This is a genomic window from Propionicimonas sp. (assembly GCF_047606205.1).
GTDB lineage: Bacteria > Actinomycetota > Actinomycetes > Propionibacteriales > Propionibacteriaceae > Propionicimonas.
This window is the reverse complement of the sequence record NZ_JASGES010000069.1, coordinates 1-18,354: the sequence shown is the minus strand read 5'-3', so window position 1 is coordinate 18,354 and position 18,354 is coordinate 1. Positions and strand designations below refer to the sequence as shown.

Below are 18,354 nucleotides of genomic sequence, written 5' to 3'. Positions count from 1 at the left end.
GGCGCGGGATGCTGCGCCCACCGACGCGACTCTAGACCTCGCGGGCAGGTGCTCCCGACCGCTTCGGCGCCGGCGTGACGAACCGTTACCGAACCGAAACCACAGCCGGCCAGCGACATCGCCGAGAGTCGGGCGCGCCCGTCGACGACGCTCTCCTACGCAGCGTCGTAGACTGTGCCGGTGACAATGGACGCGTTCCGCGCCGAGGCGGAGCAGCTCGTGACGAGCCGTGCCCTCGGCTATGACCAGAAGCTCCGCCGGCTCGCAACGCTGGCTGACAACGCACTGCCCTACCCCGCGTTGTCGCCGCTCTGCGCGGAGGCCCTCCGGGCCAGGGTGATCTGCGACATGTTCGAGGGGAACCGTCCGTTCACGCCTCGCTACGTGCTCCCCGACTACGCGCTGGCGATGCGCCAGGGGGTGGCCTACCTCGAACTCGAGCCGCCGGCGACCCTCGACGACGCACTGTCCTTCCTGACCATCCTGTACAGCCAGGTGCCGTCGGTGACGACCTACCCGGTCTACCTCGGCGACCTGGACGCGCTGCTGGAGCCGTTCGTCCCCGCCGAGCTTCCGGACGCCGAGCTGGACGCGAAGCTGCGCCGGTTCTGGATCCAGCTGGACCGGATGCTGCCGGACGCCTTCGTGCACGCCAACGTCGGGCCGTCCGACGGGCGGATCGTCCGCTCGATCTGGCGGGTCGAGCGCTCACTGCGCCAGGTGGTGCCGAACCTCACCCTCAAGGTGTCGCCCCAGACCCCGGACGACCTGATCCGCGACGCGGTGGAGACAGTGTTCGTGACCGGCAAGCCGCACTTCGTGAACCACCCGATGATGGTGGCCGACCACGGCACCGACTACGCGGTGGTGAGCTGCTACAACTCCCTCAAGGTGCGCGGCGGCGCGCACAGCCTCGTCCGGCTGAACCTGAAGGAGGCCGTCGCCCGCCACGTCGGGGACATCGACACGTTCTGCGCGGACGCGCTGCCGCACTGGGTGGAACTGACCGCGGAACTGGGCGAGGCCCGGATCCGCTCCCTGGTCGAGCAGCAGGGCTTCTTCGAGAGCAACTTCCTCGCCACCGAGGGCCTGGTCGAGCGGGACCGGTTCTCGCTGATGTTCGGCATCTTCGGGCTGGCCGAGTGCGTGAACGAATTGATGGCGCGCGACGGCTCCGGGGCACGCTACGGGCACGATGCCCGTGCGAACGAGGCGTCCTGGCGGATCACGCGGCGGATCGCGGAACTCGTCGCGGCCCGTCCGCTGCCCTACTGCGGAGGGGGTGCGGGCTTCGCCTACCTGCACAGCCAGAGCGGTATCGACCTCGACCTCGACACCACGGCCGGAACACGGATCCCGATCGGGGACGAGCCGGGGCTGCGCGAGCACATCATGGCCTGCGCGCCGCACCACGCGCTGTTCGCTGCCGGGATCTCCGACATCTTCCACGTGGACGAGACGGTCGAGGCCAACCCCGAGGCGATGGTGGACGTGATCCGCGGCGCGTTCGAGGTCGGCATGCGGGACTTCACCTTCAACCTCGACAGCAACGAGTTCATCCGGATCACCGGTTACCTCGTCCGCAAGTCCGACCTGGTCGGGGTGGAGGAGCACGGCGCGCGGCATTCCTCGGACTACCTCGCCGCCACCGCGGAGGTCAACCACACGGTGACCACCCGCGCGATCAAGCGGGTGACCGCCGCCGAGCTGAGCCCCAGCATTGGCTGACGTTCTCGGCCTGGTCAACAACACGATCGAGTTCTCGGCGGTCGACGGGCCGGGCAACCGGTTCGTCGTGTTCACCCAGGGCTGCAACCTCGACTGCCTGGCCTGCCACAACCCCTACACGATCAATCCCTGCATCGACTGTGGCGACTGCGTGGTCGCGTGCCCCTCGGGTGCGCTGAGCCTGGACATCGCGGGGAAGGTCGCCTGGGACGCGGGGGCCTGCGCGGGCACCGACACCTGCATCGAGGTGTGCGAGTACGACTCGACGCCGAAGGCGCGGACGCTGGCCGTGGCCGACCTGGTCGAGCAGCTCCGGCCGGCAGCACCGTTCCTGTCCGGGGTGACGGTGTCCGGCGGCGAGGCCACCCAGCAGCCGGCGTTCGTCCGGGCGCTGTTCAGCGCGGTGCGCGAGCAGTTCCCGCGGCTGACCTGTTTCGTCGACACCAACGGTGACACCGAGCCGGCCACCTGGGACCTGCTGGATGACGTGATGGACGCGGCCATGGTGGACCTGAAGTGCCTCGACGACGACATCCACCAGCGCATCGCCGGGGCGTCGAACGCGCGGGTGCTCGCCTCGATCCGACGCCTGGCCGCCCGCGGCAAGCTGCACGAGGTGCGTCTGCTCCTGCTGGAGGGCGTGAACGACGCCGACGACCTGCTGGCCGCCACCGGGCGCTGGCTGGCCACGGTCGACCCACGCATGCGGGTGAAGGTGATCGGCTACCGGAACCACGGCGTGCGCCCCTCGCCGATCCCGTTGCGCGAGCCGACCGCGGAGCAGCGGTCCCACTACGCCGACGTCCTTCGCGGGGTAGCGGGCTTCGAGCTCGTCGTCGTGTAGCCGCAGCCTTCTCCGTCCCGCTGTCGCCGTCGGGCACGTGCCCGACCGCGTTGCTGACGGACTCGCTGCGCAGCGACCTGGGCGTGGCGGTCAGTCGCGGAGGCCCGGGTGCCGCGGACACGGCGGTCATGCTGACGCGCACCGACCGACTGCTGCTCGTCGGCCGCGTTCGCCACGCCGTGCTCGCGGCCGGATAGCCCGGCTGGTGCGGGGCAGGACACCCTGACCCGATCCGGCCAATCTCTGTGTCCCACCCGGCTCTCCCGTCACACCTGGGCACTCCATTGGCAAGATCACGACAGCGAGACGCGCAGACCGGCGCCGGGTCAGCTGCACCTGGTCCCCGCTCGGGAAAGCACGGGTGACGGAATTCGGCCGCTCTGCGCTCGGTGCGTGACCGGTGGGACAGGTGGGACGACCAGCGTGGCCGGATCACGACATCGGTGATCAGCGCGGGCCGGCCGACTCTCCGCGAACGAAACCTGTGGCTCAGCCGGCGAACCCCGAGTCGTGTCCCTTCCAGCGGGCGGGGACGTCGGTGGCGAACGCGGCGAGGATGGCGTCGGACGCCTCGAGCGCACTCAACTCGCCGTCCTCGACCTGCGCCTCCAGGCGACCACGGATCGCGGACACCGCTTCGGAGGTACGCAGCGCGTCCTCCAGCTCCCCGTTCACCAGCGCCCACAGCCACTCCCGCTGCTGCCGGGCCCGCCGCGCCTCCAGCTGACCGGACGCCTCGAGCCGCGCCCTGTGGTCGACGATCGCCGTCCAGACGTCGTCCAGGCCGGTGCCGGTCAGCGCCGAGCAGGTCATCACCGGCGGACGCGGCGCCTTGGGGTCGGAGGTGATCAGCTTCATCGCGATGGACAGCTCGCGCGCGGTGACCCTGGACTCGCCCTCGTTGTCGCCGTCGGCCTTGTTCACGGCGATCACGTCGGCCATCTCCAGGATGCCCCTCTTGATGCCCTGCAGCTGGTCTCCTGCCCGGGCCAGCGCGATCAGCAGGAAGGTGTCGACCATGCCCGACACGGCGACCTCCGACTGGCCGACCCCGACCGTCTCGATCAGCACCACGTCGTAGCCGGCTGCCTCCAGCACCAGCATGGACTCCCTCGTGGTGCGCGCCACCCCGCCGAGGTGCGAGCCCGCCGGAGAGGGCCGGATGAACGCCGACTCGCTCTGCGCGAGCTCGCCCATCCTCGTCCGGTCGCCGAGGATCGAGCCGCCGGTCTTCGCCGAGGTCGGATCGACAGCGAGGACGGCGATCCGGTGGCCCTGCGCGATCAGCCGCTGGCCGAGCGCGTCGATGAAGGTCGACTTGCCGGCGCCCGGGACCCCCGTGATGCCGACGCGGGTGGCCCGGCCGGTGTGCGGACGCAGGATCCGCAGCAGGCCGGCCGCGACCGCGTGGTGGGCGGGCTTGCTGGACTCGACCAGGGTGATCGCCCGCGCGATACCCCCCCTGTCTCCGGCCAGCACCTTCTCCGCGAGCTCGCGCGGGTCGAGGGTGCGCCGACGGACCGCCGCCGGGTCGCGCCGCGGCGGCTCGGCATCGCCGTACTGGCGCCCGGGCGCCGAACTCGACTCTGCCCACAGGGGGGTGCGTTCCTCTGTCATCGTGTCAGCCTCTCTCCGATGACGACGAAGGGAGATCCCGGGCCTGACCGGGACCTCCCTTCGACGATCATTCGGCTATGCGTCCAGGCGCTCGCGCAGCTTGGTGAGCAGTTCGATCGCCGCGTCCGGGATGATCGTGCCCGGTGGGTAGATCGCGTCGGCCCCCTTGGCGTACAGCTCGTCGAAGTCCTGGGGCGGGATCACACCGCCGACCACGATCATCATGTCCTGCCGGTCGACCTTGTCGAGTTCGGCGCGCAGCGCCGGCACCAGGGTGAGGTGACCGGCAGCCAACGAGGAGACGCCCACCACGTCCACGTCCGACTCGACGGCCTGGCGGGCCGTCTCCTCCGGCGTCTGGAACAGCGGACCGACATCGACGGTGAAGCCGAGGTCGGCGAACGCCGTCGAGATCACCTTCTGGCCGCGATCGTGCCCGTCCTGGCCCATCTTGGCGACCAGGATGCGCGGGCGCCGGCCCTCGGCCTTCTCGAAGTCGTCGACGAGTTCGCGGGCATTGGTGACCGCGGTGGTCGAGCCGGACTCGGAGTTGTACACACCCGAGATGGTACGGATGTTCGCGGTGTAGCGGCCGAAGACCTTCTCCAGGGCGTCGGAGATCTCCCCGACGGTGGCCTGGGCCCGGGCGGCGTCGATGCTCAGCTTGAGCAGGTTGCGCTCCGGGTCGGTCGGGTCGGGGTTGGACGCCGCCCAGGTGAGCTTCTCCAGCGCCGCGTCGGTCGCCGCCTGGTCGCGCTCGGCGCGGAGCCTGGTCAGCTTGGCGATCTGCTCCTCGCGCACCTTGGCGTTGTCGACCTTCAGCACCTCCGGCAGCACGTCGTTCTCGACGATGTACTTGTTCACGCCGATCAGCGGCTGGCGTCCGGAGTCGATCCGGGCCTGGGTGCGGGCCGCGGCCTCCTCGATGCGCATCTTGGGGATGCCCGCCTCGATCGCCTTGGCCATGCCACCGGCCGCCTCGACCTCCTGGATCAGGTCCCAGGCCTTCGTCGCCAGTTCGTAGGTGAGCTTCTCGACGTACGCCGAGCCCGCCCACGGGTCGACCGTGCGGCAGGTGCCCGACTCCTGCTGGATGAACAGCTGGGTGTTGCGGGCGATCCGGGCCGAGAAGTCGGTCGGCAGGGCGATGGCCTCGTCCAGCGCGTTGGTGTGCAGCGACTGCGTGTGGCCCTGGGTGGCGGCCATCGCCTCCAGGCAGGTGCGCATGACGTTGTTGAACACGTCCTGCGCGGTCAGCGACCAGCCCGAGGTCTGGCTGTGCGTCCGCAGGCTCATCGACTTCGGGTTCTTCGGCTCGAACTGCCGCACCAGGCGGGCCCACAGCAGCCGGGCGGCCCGGAACTTGGCGACCTCCATGAAGAAGTTCATGCCGACCGCCCAGAAGAAGCTCAGCCGCGGCGCGAACTGGTCGACCTTCAGGCCGACCGACTCGCCGGCGCGGATGTACTCCACGCCGTCGGCCAGCGTGTAGGCCATCTCGATATCCGCGGTCGCCCCGGCCTCCTGCATGTGGTAGCCGGAGATCGAGATCGAGTTGAACTTCGGCATGTTCGCCGACGTGAACGCGAAGATGTCGGCGATGATCCGCATCGACGGCGCCGGCGGGTAGATGTAGGTGTTGCGAACCATGAACTCTTTGAGGATGTCGTTCTGGATCGTGCCCGCGAGCTGGTCCAGCCTCACCCCCTGCTCCTCGGCCGCCACCACGTAGAGGGCCAGGACGGGCAGCACGGCGCCGTTCATGGTCATCGACACCGACATCTGGTCCAGCGGGATGCCCGCGAACAGCTGGCGCATGTCCAGGATCGAGTCCACTGCCACACCGGCCATGCCGACGTCGCCGGTCACCCGCGGGTGGTCGGAGTCGTAGCCGCGGTGCGTGGCCAGGTCGAAGGCGATCGACAGGCCCTTCTGGCCCGCGGCCAGGTTGCGCCGGTAGAAGGCGTTCGACTCCTCAGCGGTGGAGAAGCCGGCGTACTGGCGGATCGTCCAGGGCTGGTTGACGTACATGGTGGCGTACGGCCCGCGCAGGAACGGCGGGATGCCGGGGTAGGTGTGCAGGAAGTCGAGGCCCTCGTAGGCGGACGCGTCGAAGTTCGGCGGCACCAGGATGTGCTCGGGGGTCTGCCACCCCTCGGAGTACGACGGCGAGGACTCCAGCAGCGCGTGGAACTGCTCTGCGGAGTCGGCCGGGACGCTCGGCGCGCCGAGGTCGACCTCGGAAAAGTTCGGGATGCTGCTCACTTCGCCACTCCAATCCGGTCCATCGCCTCGGTGAGGAACGCCACGACGTCCATGCCGTCGAACACCTCGCCGTCGATCACGGAGTCGACCTCCTCGGAGGCCGCCTCGGTCTTGCGCCCTGCGATGTACACCGTCGGGACGCCGGCCGCCTTGAGCGCCTTCGCGACCTCCACGGCCTGCGCCGCGTACACCTTCGCCGAGGAGCACAGGATCACGAACTTCGCGCCGGCCTCGGTGACCTTGGCGACGATCTCCTCCGCCGTCCCGCCCTCGCTGGACGGGCGCTCGATACCACCCACGCCCAGCAGGGCGCCGGTGAACGTCTCGCGTCCACCGAAGTCGCGACGCGCCCCCAGGCAGGCCAGGAACACGGCCGGCCTCGGGTCGGCGGCGGCCGCGCGGTCGCGGAGCGCCTCGAAGACCTCGGAGTCCCGGCGCGGGGCGAGCCCGTTGCGGGCCGGCGTCGCGGGACGCGGCCTGGCCTGCACCGGCTCCTCGTCCGGCTTGGGGAACATGCTGACGCCGGTGAGCGGCTGCTTGCGGGTGGCCAACCGGCCCGTCCGCTCGGCGTTGGTCGCGGCGATGCGCTCCGCCACCTGGCCCGAGGTGAGCGCCGTGACCATGCCGCCGGCGGCCTCGATGGCCTGGAACGACTCCCACGCCCTGGCGGCGAGGGCCTTGGTGAGCTCCTCCACGTACCAGGAGCCTCCCGCCGGGTCGGAGACCCGCCCGATGTTGGACTCCTCGGACGCGAGGGCCTGCGTGTTGCGCGACAGCCGGCGGCTGCGCTCGTCCGGCAGGCCCCAGGCGGTGTCGAACGGGAGGCAGGTGATGATCTCCGCGCCGCCGGCGGCGGCGGCGAACGTCGCGATCGTGCCCCGGAGCAGGTTCACCCACGGATCGTCACGGGTGATCATCCGGTGCGAGGTGACCGCGTGCTGGACGGCTCCGCGGGCGCCGGCCGGCACGTTGCTGACCTCGCCGACGCGGGCCCACAGCCGGCGCAGGGCGCGCAGCCGGGCGATGGTGGTGAACTGGTCGGCGTTCGCGCTGACCCGGAAGGCGATCTGGCCGAACGCGGCGGAGGGCGCGATCCCGGCCGCCTCGAGGTCGCGCAGGTACGCGACACCGGTGGCGAGCGCGAACGCGAGCTGGTCGACGTCGCTGGCGCCGGCGTCGTCGTACGGCAGCACGTCGACGGTCAGTGCCCGGACCATCGGCAGCTCCGCGAGCGTCGCCGCCACCCATTCGGCCTGCGCGCCGAGGTCGGGCGCCTCTCCGGTACGGGCCGCCTTCGCGAGGGCGTCCAGACCGAGGTTGCCGCGGGCGTGGTGGGCGTCCGCGCCCTTCCACCAGGCGACCAGGGCCCTGGCCGCGGCGACCTGGTCCTCCACGCTGCTGATCGAGACGGGGGCGAGGTCGGGCTGGACGTCGGCGAGGACGGTCGCGACGTCGTCGACGCCGATCGCGTCCGAGCCGGTCCGCAGCCAGACCGAACTGGCGCCGCGCTCGAGGTCGGCGACGATCTCGCGCGCGGTGAACGCGACGTCGGGGTCCTCGTGCAGCTGGCGGATGTCCCAGCCGACGAGCGGGCTGGTCTTGACCATCGTTCCGCGGGTGAACGGCATCACTCCGGGGTGGCCGAGCGTCACGTCGGTCTCGGTGTAGAGCGGCTCGATGGTGAGGTTGTCGACGGTGGTCGTCCGCAGGCGCTTCATGGCCTGGTCGATGGTGAGTTCCTTACCTTCGGGACGTCGCCGGTTGAGGACCTTCAGGACCTCAACCTCCCAGTCTTCCCTGGTGGGAGTGGCGAAATCCCCGGCAAGCAGCAGGGGCGTGTCGGTCATGGTTTCACCCTAGCGCCGGGCCCCGGCCGGATCGGTTGGTCCGACCATTTCGGGACGAATGCGCAACCCGGATCCCAGATCGTGGACACCGTACTGCTACCCCGGCGGTCAGACGACCGCGGCCAGCAGCCGGCGGCCGAGATCGTCCACGGCCGCCCGGAGTTCGGGGCCGTCGATCACGTGGAACGGCATCGGCAACGCAGCCAGCATCTCGGCGAACCAGGGCGGATCGCTGGTGGTGCCCACCATCCGGGTGTGCTCGGCGTCCACGGCCTCCAGGCGACCGATCGCGCGGGGCACCCACGGCTGCACCTCCCCGAGGGGCCCGTCGACGAGGATCTCCACGGCGAACTCCCAGCCGACGGCGAAGTTCTCCTCCAGTGCGGCCACCGGATCGAGGTCGGCGGGCGGCTCGAACGGCTCCTCCAGTTCGGCCACGGAGCGGACCCGGTCGACCCGGTAGGTGCGGATGGCACCGTCCCGCGGGCGCCGGCACAGCAGGTACCAGCGTCCATGCCGGACCACGACCGCCCACGGCTCGACCACGGCTTCCCATTCGCTGCCGGAGCCGGTGCGGTAGCCGATCCGGACCACGTGCGCGCAGGAGCTGGCCAGCACGAGCGCCGCGGTCGTGGTCGGGTCGGGAGGCACGGCGTGCCGGTCGGGCACGGGACGGGCCGTCCTTCGCACGACCTCGGCCTGGGTGGCGACCGCCTCGGGGAGCGCCCGGATGATCTTGCGCAGGGCATTGCCGACGGGGTCGGAGTTGTCCGCCGCGTCGTGGTGGCTGTCGAGGACGGCCATCACCATGCCGAGCGCCTCGGTGGAGGAGAAGACCAGCGGGGGCAGGCGGACGCCCCGTCCCACGGTGTAGCCGCCGCGCACCCCCGGGACGGACCGGATCGGGATCTCCGCCTCGCGCAGGATGCCGACGTAGCGGCGCGCCGCGCGCTCGCTGACGCCGAGAGCGCCGGCGAGATCGCCCGCGGTGATTCCGGGCCGGGTCTGGATCAGCTCGAGCGTGAGCAGCGCCCGGGCGGTGGGGCTCGCGTGATCGGCCATCGTGGCAATCCTGCCTAGGAAGAGGTGGGCATAATCCGGAAGTGGATTGTCCGGGTTTGATCCTACGGTCCTTCCATGACACAGCGAACCCTCACCCCGCAGCTCAGCCACGGTGTCTGGTCGGCCAGCCGTCCGGCGCCCACCCATCCACGTCGGGACGCCGTCGTCGGATTCCTCCGCAGCCTCACCGCGGCCCGCGTCCTGCTCCCGCCCGAGGTCGGCCGCGACGTCGACCCCGCGCTCCACGCGTCCCTGCGTCAGGTCGAGCAGGCCAGGGACACTCTGGACCCTTCCCGTCGCGGCCTGCTGTACTGAGGCCGACGGGCGGAGGCCGGATGGAGTTCGAGTTCACCGCGGACGTGATCGAGTGGCGCGGCCCCGCGCCCTACTACTACGCGGTCGTCCCCGGCGCCGAGAGCGACGCCATCCACGACCTGGCCGGCGCGCTGACCTACGGCTGGGGCTGCATCCCGGTCGAGGCGTGGCTGGACGGAAAGCAGTTCACCACCTCGCTGTTCCCCAGGGACGGCCGCTATCTCGTCCCGCTGAAACTCGCCGTGCGGCCACCGGGAGTCGGGGTCGGCGCGAGCGTCCACCTGCGGATGCGCCTGGTCGTCCGAGGCTGACCGGCGCCTCCGCTGTCACCAGTTGTCTTGAGCATCTCTCGACCCTGACCCGTCTCGAGGTCGGTCTCCGCCCGGTCCGCCGCCGACCTGGCCCGCGTGCTCCATGCCCCTCCCCCGGCGGTATTGCCGGCCGAACGGCTCGCTCAGACCACCTGCCGCACCAGGGCCTCGGCCGAGCCGACCATGGTGGCGGTCTCTCGCTCCCAGTCGGGTTCCTGGCCGCGGAACGGACCGGTGGCCAACGAGATGATCACGGCGGCCGAGCGCAGGCGGAGCTCGGTGGGATCGACGCGGGTGTCGAAGACCGGCACCCAACGCCGAATCAGCTGGTGCACCCGCGCCTCCTGGGACGCGCTCATCCGCTGGATCGTGGACAGGTGGGCGACCAGACAGGCAAGGTCGTCGGCCCGCCGTCCGGGCCCGATCGTGTCTGTGTCGAGCATCCCGCAGACGTGGCCGCCGGCGACGTGCACCTGGCCCTCGTGGAAGTCGCCGTGGGTGGGCTCGCCGCCCGGCGGGATCGGCGACAGCCCCTGGTTGATCGTGTCGACCAGCCAGTCGAGCCTCGCCCCGAGGGCGGGCACGGCCGCGGCCACCATGCGCGCGTAGTGGCCGACGGCGTCCGACCAGGGCGGCCGCCGGTCCAGCCGCGCCACCGAGGCCGGCATCGCGTCGAGGAGTCCGATCAGTTCCTCCGCCGTGCACGGGTCGGGCGCGTCGAAGATCGCCCGCGCGAGCGGCTGCCCGGGAAGGGCGCGCAGCACCAGCAGATGATCCTCGGTCGTCGCCGCGACCTCGGGGACGGGCAGCCCCGCATCCGCGAGGAGACGGTGACGGAAGAGCACATCGTCGAAGAGCCGGGCCCGCAGCACCTTCACGTAGACGACCTGGTCCCCGCAGGTGACCTTGACGACGGCGCGCCGGCGCGGACGGTAGCCGATCATCTGCAGGTTCAGGTCCTCGGGGCGGACCGTCCGGGAGAAGAGGTCGTGGCCGTTCGCGATCTCGGCCATCGACTCCGCGTACGCGGCGCGGGCGAGGCCCGGCAGGTCGGGGTCCTGGGGATAGATCCACACGGCCACCTCGCGCTCGCCGTCGGCGAAGATCTCGGCGGCACTGTCGGTGTCGGCGGGGCCGGACGCCCGCGCGCTCACCCCGAGCAGCTCCTCCCTGCGGCCATAGGGCCAGTCGACCAGCGCGGAGTAGGTCGCCGTCGTGGACTGCGCGGGGTTGGCGTCGATGTGGTCGAGCGCCCACGAGACGAGGCTGCCGCCGGCGTGCTGGACCGCCGCGGCGAGCAGGGACCCGACATCGTCCGAGGTGAGCAGAACCGAACCGTCGGGGTCGGACGCGGGCACTTCACCTCCTTGTCAGCGCGGGCAGGCAGCACCTTACTTCGAGGAGTGGGACGCTCCTACTCCTCCGCGGGCACGTCGCCGAGATTCGTCAGCCGGAGCCGGGCGGCCCTGCGTCCGTCCAGCTCGGTGACACGCAGTTCGAAGCGTCTCGGATCGCCCTGCTCGTGCTCGGGCAGCAGGTCGACCGTGCAGCTGTCGCCGACCTGCGGGAGGGTCCCCAGCCGGGCCATCACGAACCCCGCGACGGTGTCGTAGGGGCCCTCGGGCAGCGCGAACCCGATCTGCTGGCCGAAGTCCTCCAGGGTCACCAGGCCGTCGAGGTCGATGGTCTCGTCCGCGTTGTCCGTGGCGCGGACGGACTCGACGTCGAACTCGTCGGTGATGTCGCCGATCAGTTCCTCGACGAGGTCCTCGATCGTGACGATGCCCGCCGTGCCGCCGTACTCGTCGCGCACGATCACGAGGTGCTGCCGGGTCTGGCGCATCTCGGTGAGCGCGCGCAGGATCTTCACCGACTGGGGCAGCGAGGCCACCGGACGGACGAGCTCGCGCACCGGGACGTTGCGCCGGGCCGGATCGAGGTCGGCGAGGTCGCGGACGTGCACGAAGCCGATCACGTCGTCGGGCCCGTCGCCGATCACCGGGTAGCGGCTGTGCGACGCCCCCTGCATGCGGCGGAAGGCCTTGTGGGCGGACAGCGACCCGTCCAGGAAGTCCACCTCCGTGCGTGGGATCATCGCCTCCCTCAGGCTGACCTGTCCGGCGGAGAACACCTCGTCCACGATCTGGCGCTCCTCGTCGCCGAGGGTCTGCGAGCTGCCCACCATCTCCCGCAGCTCCTCGTCGGTGACCTCCTCGCGGGACGCCTTCGGGTCGCCGCCCAGCACGCGGACGAGCAGGTCGGTGGACACCCCGAGGAACCAGATCACCGGTCGGGCCAGCCGGGCGATCGCGTTCACCAGCGGCCCGAGCATCATCGCGAAGGCCTCCGCCCGCTGCATGGCCAGCCGCTTGGCGGTCAGCTCGCCGATCACGATCGAGAAGTAGGAGATCACGATGGTGATCAGGACCAGGGCGACCGGTGAGGCGACGCCGGCCGGCATCCCCCAGCCGGCCAGAACGCCGGCGAGGCTGCTGGAGAGGGTGGCGCCGCCGTAAGCGGCGGAGAGGAACCCGGCGAGGGTGACGCCGATCTGCACGGCGGAGAGGAACCGGTTCGGGTCGGCGGTGAGCTTCGCGACGGTCTGGCCACGCTTGCCCCGGGCGGCGAGCTGCTTGATCTGGGACTCGCGCAGCGACACCAGCGCCATCTCGGCGGAGGCGAACACGCCGCCGATCACGATGAAGAGCAGGATCAGCAGGATGTCGCCGACGATCGGGTTCAACAGGCCCCCAGGGTTGGTGAGTGCCCGATTCTACCGATCCCCCGGCCGGTGTAGCCTCTGGGGCCATGTCGAGCGGGGGATTCCGGTTCGCCCGGGGGAACCTGGGCAAGCTGCTCGGCCTCCCCCGCTACGCGTGGGGCGCCGTGCAGGCCCGCTCCTCCACGCGGGACCCCCGGCTGTGGGTGATCGGCTCGGCGTTCGGTCCGGCGGACGGAGCCCTGGCGTTCTGGCGCGCGGCGAAGGCGCTTCCCGATCCGCCACGACTGGTCTGGCTGAGTGGGTCCGCCGAGGAGTCGGCGGCGGCCCGCGCGCACGGCGTGCACGCGGTGGTCGACCGCGACTCGGCCGAGGCCCACCGGCTCACCCTGCGCGCCGGGCTGGTGGCGGTGACGCACGGCTTCGGCGACGTGGACCGTTACGGCGTGAGCGGGGCGGTGATCGTCCAGCTCTGGCACGGCGCTCCGCTGAAGAAGCTGCACGGCGACTCCCCCGCGGTGACGACGCTCGGCGGGCTCGAGCGCGTGCCCGGTGTGTCGGCCCTGATCCGCCGGGCCTACCGAGCGGGAACGAGCCAGATCTCGCTGTTCCCCACCGGCTCCGGCTTCTTCGCGCCGTTCCTCGCCTCGGCCTTCCACCTGATGAGGGGCCAGGTGAAGGTGCTGGGCGAGCCGCGCGCGGACGTCCTGTTCGCCGGGACGCGCCAGGAGCGGGTCGCGGCGTCCCGGGCACTGCTGGCTCCGCACCTGGGTGAGCACGCCGCGAGCAGGGTCGTGCTCTACGCGCCGACCTGGCGCGACGGCGACCCCGACCCCGGGGTGCCGACCGAGCTGCAGTGGCTGCGGATCGAGGAGCTGTGCGAGCGGTTCGACCTCGTCCTGCTGGTGCGGCCGCATCCGCTCGGGGTCGGCGAGTACACCCACGCCTCCTCCCGTGTGCGGCTGCTGACGGCGCAGGACCAGCCGGAGTCGATGCCGCTCCTGTGGGGGCTGGACGCGCTGGTCACCGACTACTCCTCGATGCTGGTCGACTACGTCGTCACCGGACGCCCCCTGGTGCTGCTCGCCCCCGACCTGGACGCCTACCGGGCGAGCCGGGGCCTCTACGTCGACTACGACTGGCTCTCCGGCGGCCGCTGGAGCACGGACTGGGACGACGTGGTGGACCGGCTGGAGCACCTGTTCACCGACCCGGCCGCGGCCGACGCGGCGGCCGCGCACTCCCGCGAGCTGGCCCTCCGCTTCCACGAGTGGACCGATGGGCGCAGCGCGCAACGCGTGGTCGCGGAAGCCTCCGCGCTGGTCGCCCGTCGCTTCTCCTGAGCGAGCTCTCGCGACGGTTCCGCGCCCGCCTCCCGGTGCTGGTCGGCTGCGGCGTTCAGGCGACCCGGGAGCTGTCGACGGTCCTCGCCGCTCCGGTCAGCCAGCCCTTGATGAAGCCCGCGCCCCAGGCCAGATGCATGGTAGCGAGGACGACGACGTTCAGCAGCCGGTCGATGATCCCGTCCCCACCGAGCCGGGTGAGGCCGACGGCGGTGACGCCGGCCGCGTAGCCCAGCGACGGCACGTGCGCGAGCGCCCAGCCCGCGCCGCGGGCCACGCCGAGCAGCTGCAGCAGGGCGACCAGCAGGCTGACCGCGACCAGCACCGCGACGGCGGGAGGCGGCAGGTAGCGCCAGGGCGTCGACTGCTGCCGCCGGACCAGGTGGCCGCGCCACACTCCGGTGGCGAACATCTGGCGGCGCAGCGCGTCCTCGTTGTCCCGTGGCCAGTAGACGACCCGCTGCCTGGGCGTGAACATGATCCGGTGGCCGGCCGAGCGGATCCGGTGGTTGAGTTCCCAGTCCTCGGCGCGACGCAGTCCCTCGTCGTAGAGGCCGACCTGCTCGAGCACCTCGCGGCGGAACACACCGAGGTAGGCGGAGTCGCACTCGGCCTCGTCCTCGCCGTGGTGCCAGGAACCGCCACCCAGCCCGAACGGCGAGTTGTAGGCCCTGGCCACCGCGCGCTGGAAGCGGCCGCGCCCGCGGGCCTCCATGACGCCGCCGACGTTGGCCGCGCCGGTCCGGCGGAGCATGTCGACCATGGCGGCGGTGTAGCCGCGCGGGAGCTCGGCGTGGGCGTCCACCCGCACGATCACGGGGTAGCGGCTGGCCCGGATCGCCAGGTTCATCCCGATCGGGATGTCGTTGCGAGGATTGGCGACCAGCCGCACCCTCGGGTCGGACGCGGCGAGCCGCGCGGCGACCGTGTCCGTGCCGTCGGCGGATGCGCCGAGCGCCAGCACGAGTTCCTGCTCGCCGTCGTACTCCTGCGACAGCACGGCCCGCACGGCCTCCGCCAGGTGCCCGGCCTCGTTCAGCACCGGCATCACGTAGGAGACGGCCACGTTCTCGGGCAGCGGTTCGAGCTCGGGACGCATCGCTGCCGCCGGGCGTGACCTCACGTCCGACATTCTCGCAGACTCCACGCCACGAGTGCCCTCGGAGGGGAGTCAGGCCCGCTTCGCGGCGAGGTTCTCCTCGAGCGCGGCGAGGAACTCCTCCGTGGTCAGCCAGGCCTGGTCGGGACCGACCAGCAGGGCGAGGTCCTTGGTCATCCTGCCCTCCTCGACGGTCGAGACGCAGACCTGCTCGAGGGCTTCGGCGAAGGCGGTCACCTCGGGGGTCCCGTCCAGCTTTCCGCGGTGCTTCAGCCCGCCCGTCCAGGCGAAGATCGAGGCGATCGGGTTGGTGGAGGTGGGCTTTCCCTGCTGGTGCATCCGGTAGTGCCTGGTCACCGTGCCGTGCGCGGCCTCGGCCTCGACGGTCTTCCCGTCGGGAGTCATCAGCACCGACGTCATCAGGCCGAGCGAGCCGAAGCCCTGCGCGACCGTGTCGGACTGCACGTCGCCGTCGTAGTTCTTGCACGCCCAGACGTAGCCGCCCTCCCACTTCATCGCGGAGGCCACCATGTCGTCGATCAGCCGGTGCTCGTAGGTGAGCCCGCGGGCGTCGAACTCGGCCTTGAACTCGGCCTCGAAGACCTCGGCGAAGATGTCCTTGAACGCGCCGTCGTAGGCCTTCAGGATCGTGTTCTTCGTGGACAGGTAGACCGGGTAGTTCCGCATCAGCCCGTAGCTGAAGGACGCCCGGGCGAAGTCGCGGATGCTCTGGTTGAAGTTGTACATGCCCATCGCCACGCCGCCGTCGTCGGCGTAGTTGGCGACGACGTGCTGGATCGGCTCCGAGCCGTCCGCCGGCGTGAAGGTGATGGTCAGCTGGCCCGCGCCGGGCACCTTGAAGTTCGTGGCCTTGTACTGGTCGCCGTGGGCGTGGCGGCCGATCACGATCGGCTTGGTCCAGCCCGGCACCAGCCGCGGGATGTTGGAGATGATGATCGGCTCGCGGAACACCACGCCGCCGAGGATGTTGCGGATCGTCCCGTTCGGGGACAGCCACATCTTCTTCAGGCCGAACTCGGTCACCCGGGCCTCGTCGGGTGTGATCGTCGCGCACTTCACACCGACACCGTGGGCCTTGATGGCGTTGGCGGCGTCGATCGTCACCTGGTCGTCGGTCGCGTCCCTGTTCTCGATCCCCAGGTCGTAGTAGTCGAGATTCACGTCGAGGTAGGGGTGGATCAGGCGCTCCTTGATGAACTGCCAGATGATCCGGGTCATCTCGTCGCCGTCCAGTTCGACGACTGTTCCCTCGACCTTGATCTTCGCCATCTCTGCGCGTTCCTCCCGTGTGCGACGTTGCCGCAAACATACCGGAGCCCCGCCGGCGGAGGGCTCGCGGGATCCGGGGGACGCTACCCTGTCAGCCGTGATCGACTCGACCCACTGGCTGCTCACCTTGTCCTGCCCCGACCGGCCGGGGATCGTGCACCAGGTGACCGGCGCCATCGTCGAGGCCCGCGGCAACATCACCGAGCTGCAGCAGTTCACGTCCACCGAGTCGGGACGCTTCTTCATGCGCGTCCAGGTGCAGTCGGGCTTCGACCGGTCGCACTTCGAGCACGACTTCGCCGCGATCGCCGAAGGCCTCGGCGCGCAGTGGGTCCTCGACTACGTGGGACGCCGGCGGCGGACGCTGGTCCTGGCATCCAGGGCCGGCCACTGCCTGAACGACCTGCTGTTCCGGCAGCGTTCGGGCTACCTGCCGATCACCATGCCGCTGATCATCGCCAACCACCCGGACCTGGCCGATCTCGCGACGTTCTACGGCGTCGGTTTCGAGCATCACCCGGTGACGCCGGAGACGAAGGCTGAGGTCGAGCGGCACATCCTGGACGTGGTCGCCGAGCACGACATCGAACTGGTGGTGCTGGCCCGCTACATGCAGATCCTCTCCCCCGAGCTGTGCGCGGAGTTGGCCGGACGCGCGATCAACATCCACCACTCGTTCCTGCCGGGCTTCAAGGGCGCGAACCCGTACCGCCAGGCGCACTCCCGCGGTGTGAAGCTGATCGGCGCGACCGCCCACTTCGTCACCTCCGATCTGGACGAGGGGCCGATCATCGAACAGAACGTGCGCCGGGTCGACCACACCATGGAGGTTCCCGAACTGGTCGCGATCGGCCAGGAACAGGAGAGCCGGACGCTCACCGAGGCGGTGAAGCTGTTCGCCGAGCACCGCGTCCTGCTGGACGGCGGCCGCACGGTCATCTTCAGCTGAGCGTCCCGCTCAGCCAGGCAGGTCGATGTACCCGTAGAGGGCGCGGTGGTTCGACAGCGTCCCCTGCACGGTGTGGTCGATCCCGGACGCCCTGACCCGGCCGCGGACGAAGAGGTAGTCGATCCGGGTCCGGTGCCCCACCGTCGCGGAGGCTCCGTAGCCGGTCACCCCGTAGCCCCGCAGCGCGTCGGACGCGATCCCGGTGCGGTTCGCGTCCACCCCGATCACCCGCACCGCCGACGCTCTCAGCAGCTTCGTCGCCGCCGCGCTCAGCCGGATGCCGGTGCCGGACATCCCGGTGTCGCCGTCGCCGGCGCACGCGTGGGTCATGTTCTGCTTGGGCAGGTGCATCGACGCGGCGAAGACCGTGGTGCCGGATCCGACCAGCGTGAACCGCGCGGCCACGGCCGTCGTCCGCTGCCAGCGGTTCGCCCGCGCCCCCGTGTCGACGCTGGGCGGCTCGTACGCCGTACAGCCCTGACCGCCGGCGTAGGCCCGCCCGGGAGCGAGCCAACCGGCCGCCCAGGTCAGCGAGGAGCCGGTCAGCCGCAGCGTGGCGGAGTTGTAGATGATCGCATTGGTCTGGACGGACTTGAGCCGGCCGAGGTCGCGCTGCGCACAGTCGTGGGTGTGCCCCCATTCCCCCGGCTCGGCCCAGGCGACGATGGCCCGGTAGGTGCCCGCCGGCCGGCCGGTCGCCGCGGACAGCTGGTCGGCGTACTCCTGGGCCTGCGCCGAGCCGCTGACCTGCTGCAGCATCAGCAGGTCGGGCGCCTGCGCGGGGACGGCGGCCAGGGCGCCCTTCACCCCGGTGGAGTCGACGAGCATGGACGCGGCGTGCGCGGCGACCGACACCTTCTCGCACTGTCCGTCCGAGAGGTTGGTGACGAGGTTCTCGATGTTGTTGCTGTAGACGCGGAGCACCTGCCCGGTCCGGTCATCCTGGTCCGTCGCCGTCGCCGTCG

The 18,354-nt window shown here is 70.9% G+C and carries 15 protein-coding genes; 6 read left to right on the top strand and 9 right to left on the bottom strand.

The genetic code is table 11. The annotated features are described in order from the left end of the window. Positions 1-186 precede the first annotated feature (186 nt). Both QM633_RS04685 and QM633_RS04680 read left to right on the top strand, forming a co-directional pair. Positions 187-1,728, top strand: a complete 1,542-nt coding sequence (locus tag QM633_RS04685) for a YjjI family glycine radical enzyme (protein WP_415152580.1) — start codon at positions 187-189, stop codon at positions 1,726-1,728. Then, a complete protein-coding gene (locus QM633_RS04680; protein WP_415152568.1) occupies positions 1,721-2,572 on the top strand; it encodes a YjjW family glycine radical enzyme activase in 852 nt (283 codons plus the stop codon). The genes QM633_RS04685 and QM633_RS04680 overlap by 8 nt, the downstream gene beginning before the upstream one ends. A 489-nt stretch (positions 2,573-3,061) precedes the next feature. Here the strand turns inward: QM633_RS04680 and meaB are convergent, their stop codons facing one another. The 4 genes from meaB to QM633_RS04660 all read right to left on the bottom strand — a co-directional run bounded on the left by meaB (position 3,062) and on the right by QM633_RS04660 (position 9,363). Next, positions 3,062-4,189, bottom strand: a complete 1,128-nt coding sequence (meaB, locus tag QM633_RS04675; RefSeq protein ID WP_415152567.1) for a methylmalonyl Co-A mutase-associated GTPase MeaB — start codon at positions 4,187-4,189, stop codon at positions 3,062-3,064. Between the two features lie 75 nt (positions 4,190-4,264). Continuing rightward, the gene (gene scpA / locus QM633_RS04670; protein ID WP_415152566.1) at positions 4,265-6,454 is read right to left on the bottom strand and encodes a methylmalonyl-CoA mutase; all 2,190 of its coding nucleotides are present in this window, start codon (positions 6,452-6,454) and stop codon (positions 4,265-4,267) included. Beyond that, positions 6,451-8,301 carry a methylmalonyl-CoA mutase small subunit gene (gene mutA / locus QM633_RS04665; RefSeq protein WP_415152565.1) on the bottom strand — a complete coding sequence of 617 codons (1,851 nt, stop codon included), beginning with the start codon at positions 8,299-8,301 and terminating at the stop codon, positions 6,451-6,453. The genes scpA and mutA overlap by 4 nt, the downstream gene beginning before the upstream one ends. A gap of 108 nt (positions 8,302-8,409) precedes the next feature. Then, positions 8,410-9,363: a helix-turn-helix transcriptional regulator gene (locus tag QM633_RS04660; RefSeq protein WP_415152564.1), complete on the bottom strand. Its 954-nt coding sequence runs from the start codon at positions 9,361-9,363 to the stop codon at positions 8,410-8,412. Between the two features lie 75 nt (positions 9,364-9,438). Here QM633_RS04660 and QM633_RS04655 point away from each other — a divergent pair, with 75 nt between their 5' ends. Further along, on the top strand, positions 9,439-9,678 hold the full coding sequence (locus QM633_RS04655; protein ID WP_415152563.1) for a hypothetical protein: 240 nt from the start codon (positions 9,439-9,441) through the stop codon (positions 9,676-9,678). A 20-nt stretch (positions 9,679-9,698) separates the two neighbouring features. Continuing rightward, positions 9,699-9,989, top strand: a complete 291-nt coding sequence (locus QM633_RS04650; RefSeq protein ID WP_415152562.1) for a DUF1905 domain-containing protein — start codon at positions 9,699-9,701, stop codon at positions 9,987-9,989. A 143-nt stretch (positions 9,990-10,132) separates the two neighbouring features. On the opposite strand, the gene QM633_RS04645 is transcribed toward QM633_RS04650, so the two are convergent. Then, a complete protein-coding gene (locus QM633_RS04645) occupies positions 10,133-11,347 on the bottom strand; it encodes an aminoglycoside phosphotransferase family protein (RefSeq protein ID WP_415152561.1) in 1,215 nt (404 codons plus the stop codon). Positions 11,348-11,403: 56 nt separating this feature from the next. After that, positions 11,404-12,732, bottom strand: a complete 1,329-nt coding sequence (locus tag QM633_RS04640) for a hemolysin family protein (protein ID WP_415152560.1) — start codon at positions 12,730-12,732, stop codon at positions 11,404-11,406. 65 nt (positions 12,733-12,797) lie between these two features. Here QM633_RS04640 and QM633_RS04635 point away from each other — a divergent pair, with 65 nt between their 5' ends. After that, positions 12,798-14,051 carry a CDP-glycerol glycerophosphotransferase family protein gene (locus tag QM633_RS04635; RefSeq protein ID WP_415152559.1) on the top strand — a complete coding sequence of 418 codons (1,254 nt, stop codon included), beginning with the start codon at positions 12,798-12,800 and terminating at the stop codon, positions 14,049-14,051. A 55-nt stretch (positions 14,052-14,106) separates the two neighbouring features. On the opposite strand, the gene QM633_RS04630 is transcribed toward QM633_RS04635, so the two are convergent. Continuing rightward, positions 14,107-15,174 (bottom strand): glycosyltransferase family 2 protein, encoded by a 1,068-nt coding sequence (locus QM633_RS04630; RefSeq protein ID WP_415152558.1) that lies wholly within the window; start codon positions 15,172-15,174, stop codon positions 14,107-14,109. A 48-nt stretch (positions 15,175-15,222) separates the two neighbouring features. Next, complete coding sequence (locus QM633_RS04625) at positions 15,223-16,440, bottom strand: NADP-dependent isocitrate dehydrogenase (protein WP_415152557.1); 1,218 nt, start codon at positions 16,438-16,440, stop codon at positions 15,223-15,225. A 97-nt stretch (positions 16,441-16,537) separates the two neighbouring features. Here QM633_RS04625 and purU point away from each other — a divergent pair, with 97 nt between their 5' ends. Then, positions 16,538-17,389: a formyltetrahydrofolate deformylase gene (gene purU, locus QM633_RS04620; RefSeq protein ID WP_415152556.1), complete on the top strand. Its 852-nt coding sequence runs from the start codon at positions 16,538-16,540 to the stop codon at positions 17,387-17,389. 9 nt (positions 17,390-17,398) lie between these two features. Here purU and QM633_RS04615 read toward each other — a convergent pair. Then, positions 17,399-18,354: hypothetical protein (locus QM633_RS04615; RefSeq protein WP_415152555.1), on the bottom strand; the 956-nt coding region annotated here is incomplete at its 5' end.

Coding starts and splice junctions, on each gene's coding strand:
- QM633_RS04625 (WP_415152557.1), bottom strand. CDS start 16,440: ATGGCGAAGATCAAGGTCGAGGGAACAGTCGTCGAACTGGACGGCGAC.
- QM633_RS04685 (WP_415152580.1), top strand. CDS start 187: ATGGACGCGTTCCGCGCCGAGGCGGAGCAGCTCGTGACGAGCCGTGCC.
- QM633_RS04660 (WP_415152564.1), bottom strand. CDS start 9,363: ATGGCCGATCACGCGAGCCCCACCGCCCGGGCGCTGCTCACGCTCGAG.
- QM633_RS04650 (WP_415152562.1), top strand. CDS start 9,699: ATGGAGTTCGAGTTCACCGCGGACGTGATCGAGTGGCGCGGCCCCGCG.
- mutA (WP_415152565.1), bottom strand. CDS start 8,301: ATGACCGACACGCCCCTGCTGCTTGCCGGGGATTTCGCCACTCCCACC.
- meaB (WP_415152567.1), bottom strand. CDS start 4,189: ATGACAGAGGAACGCACCCCCCTGTGGGCAGAGTCGAGTTCGGCGCCC.
- QM633_RS04635 (WP_415152559.1), top strand. CDS start 12,798: ATGTCGAGCGGGGGATTCCGGTTCGCCCGGGGGAACCTGGGCAAGCTG.
- QM633_RS04655 (WP_415152563.1), top strand. CDS start 9,439: ATGACACAGCGAACCCTCACCCCGCAGCTCAGCCACGGTGTCTGGTCG.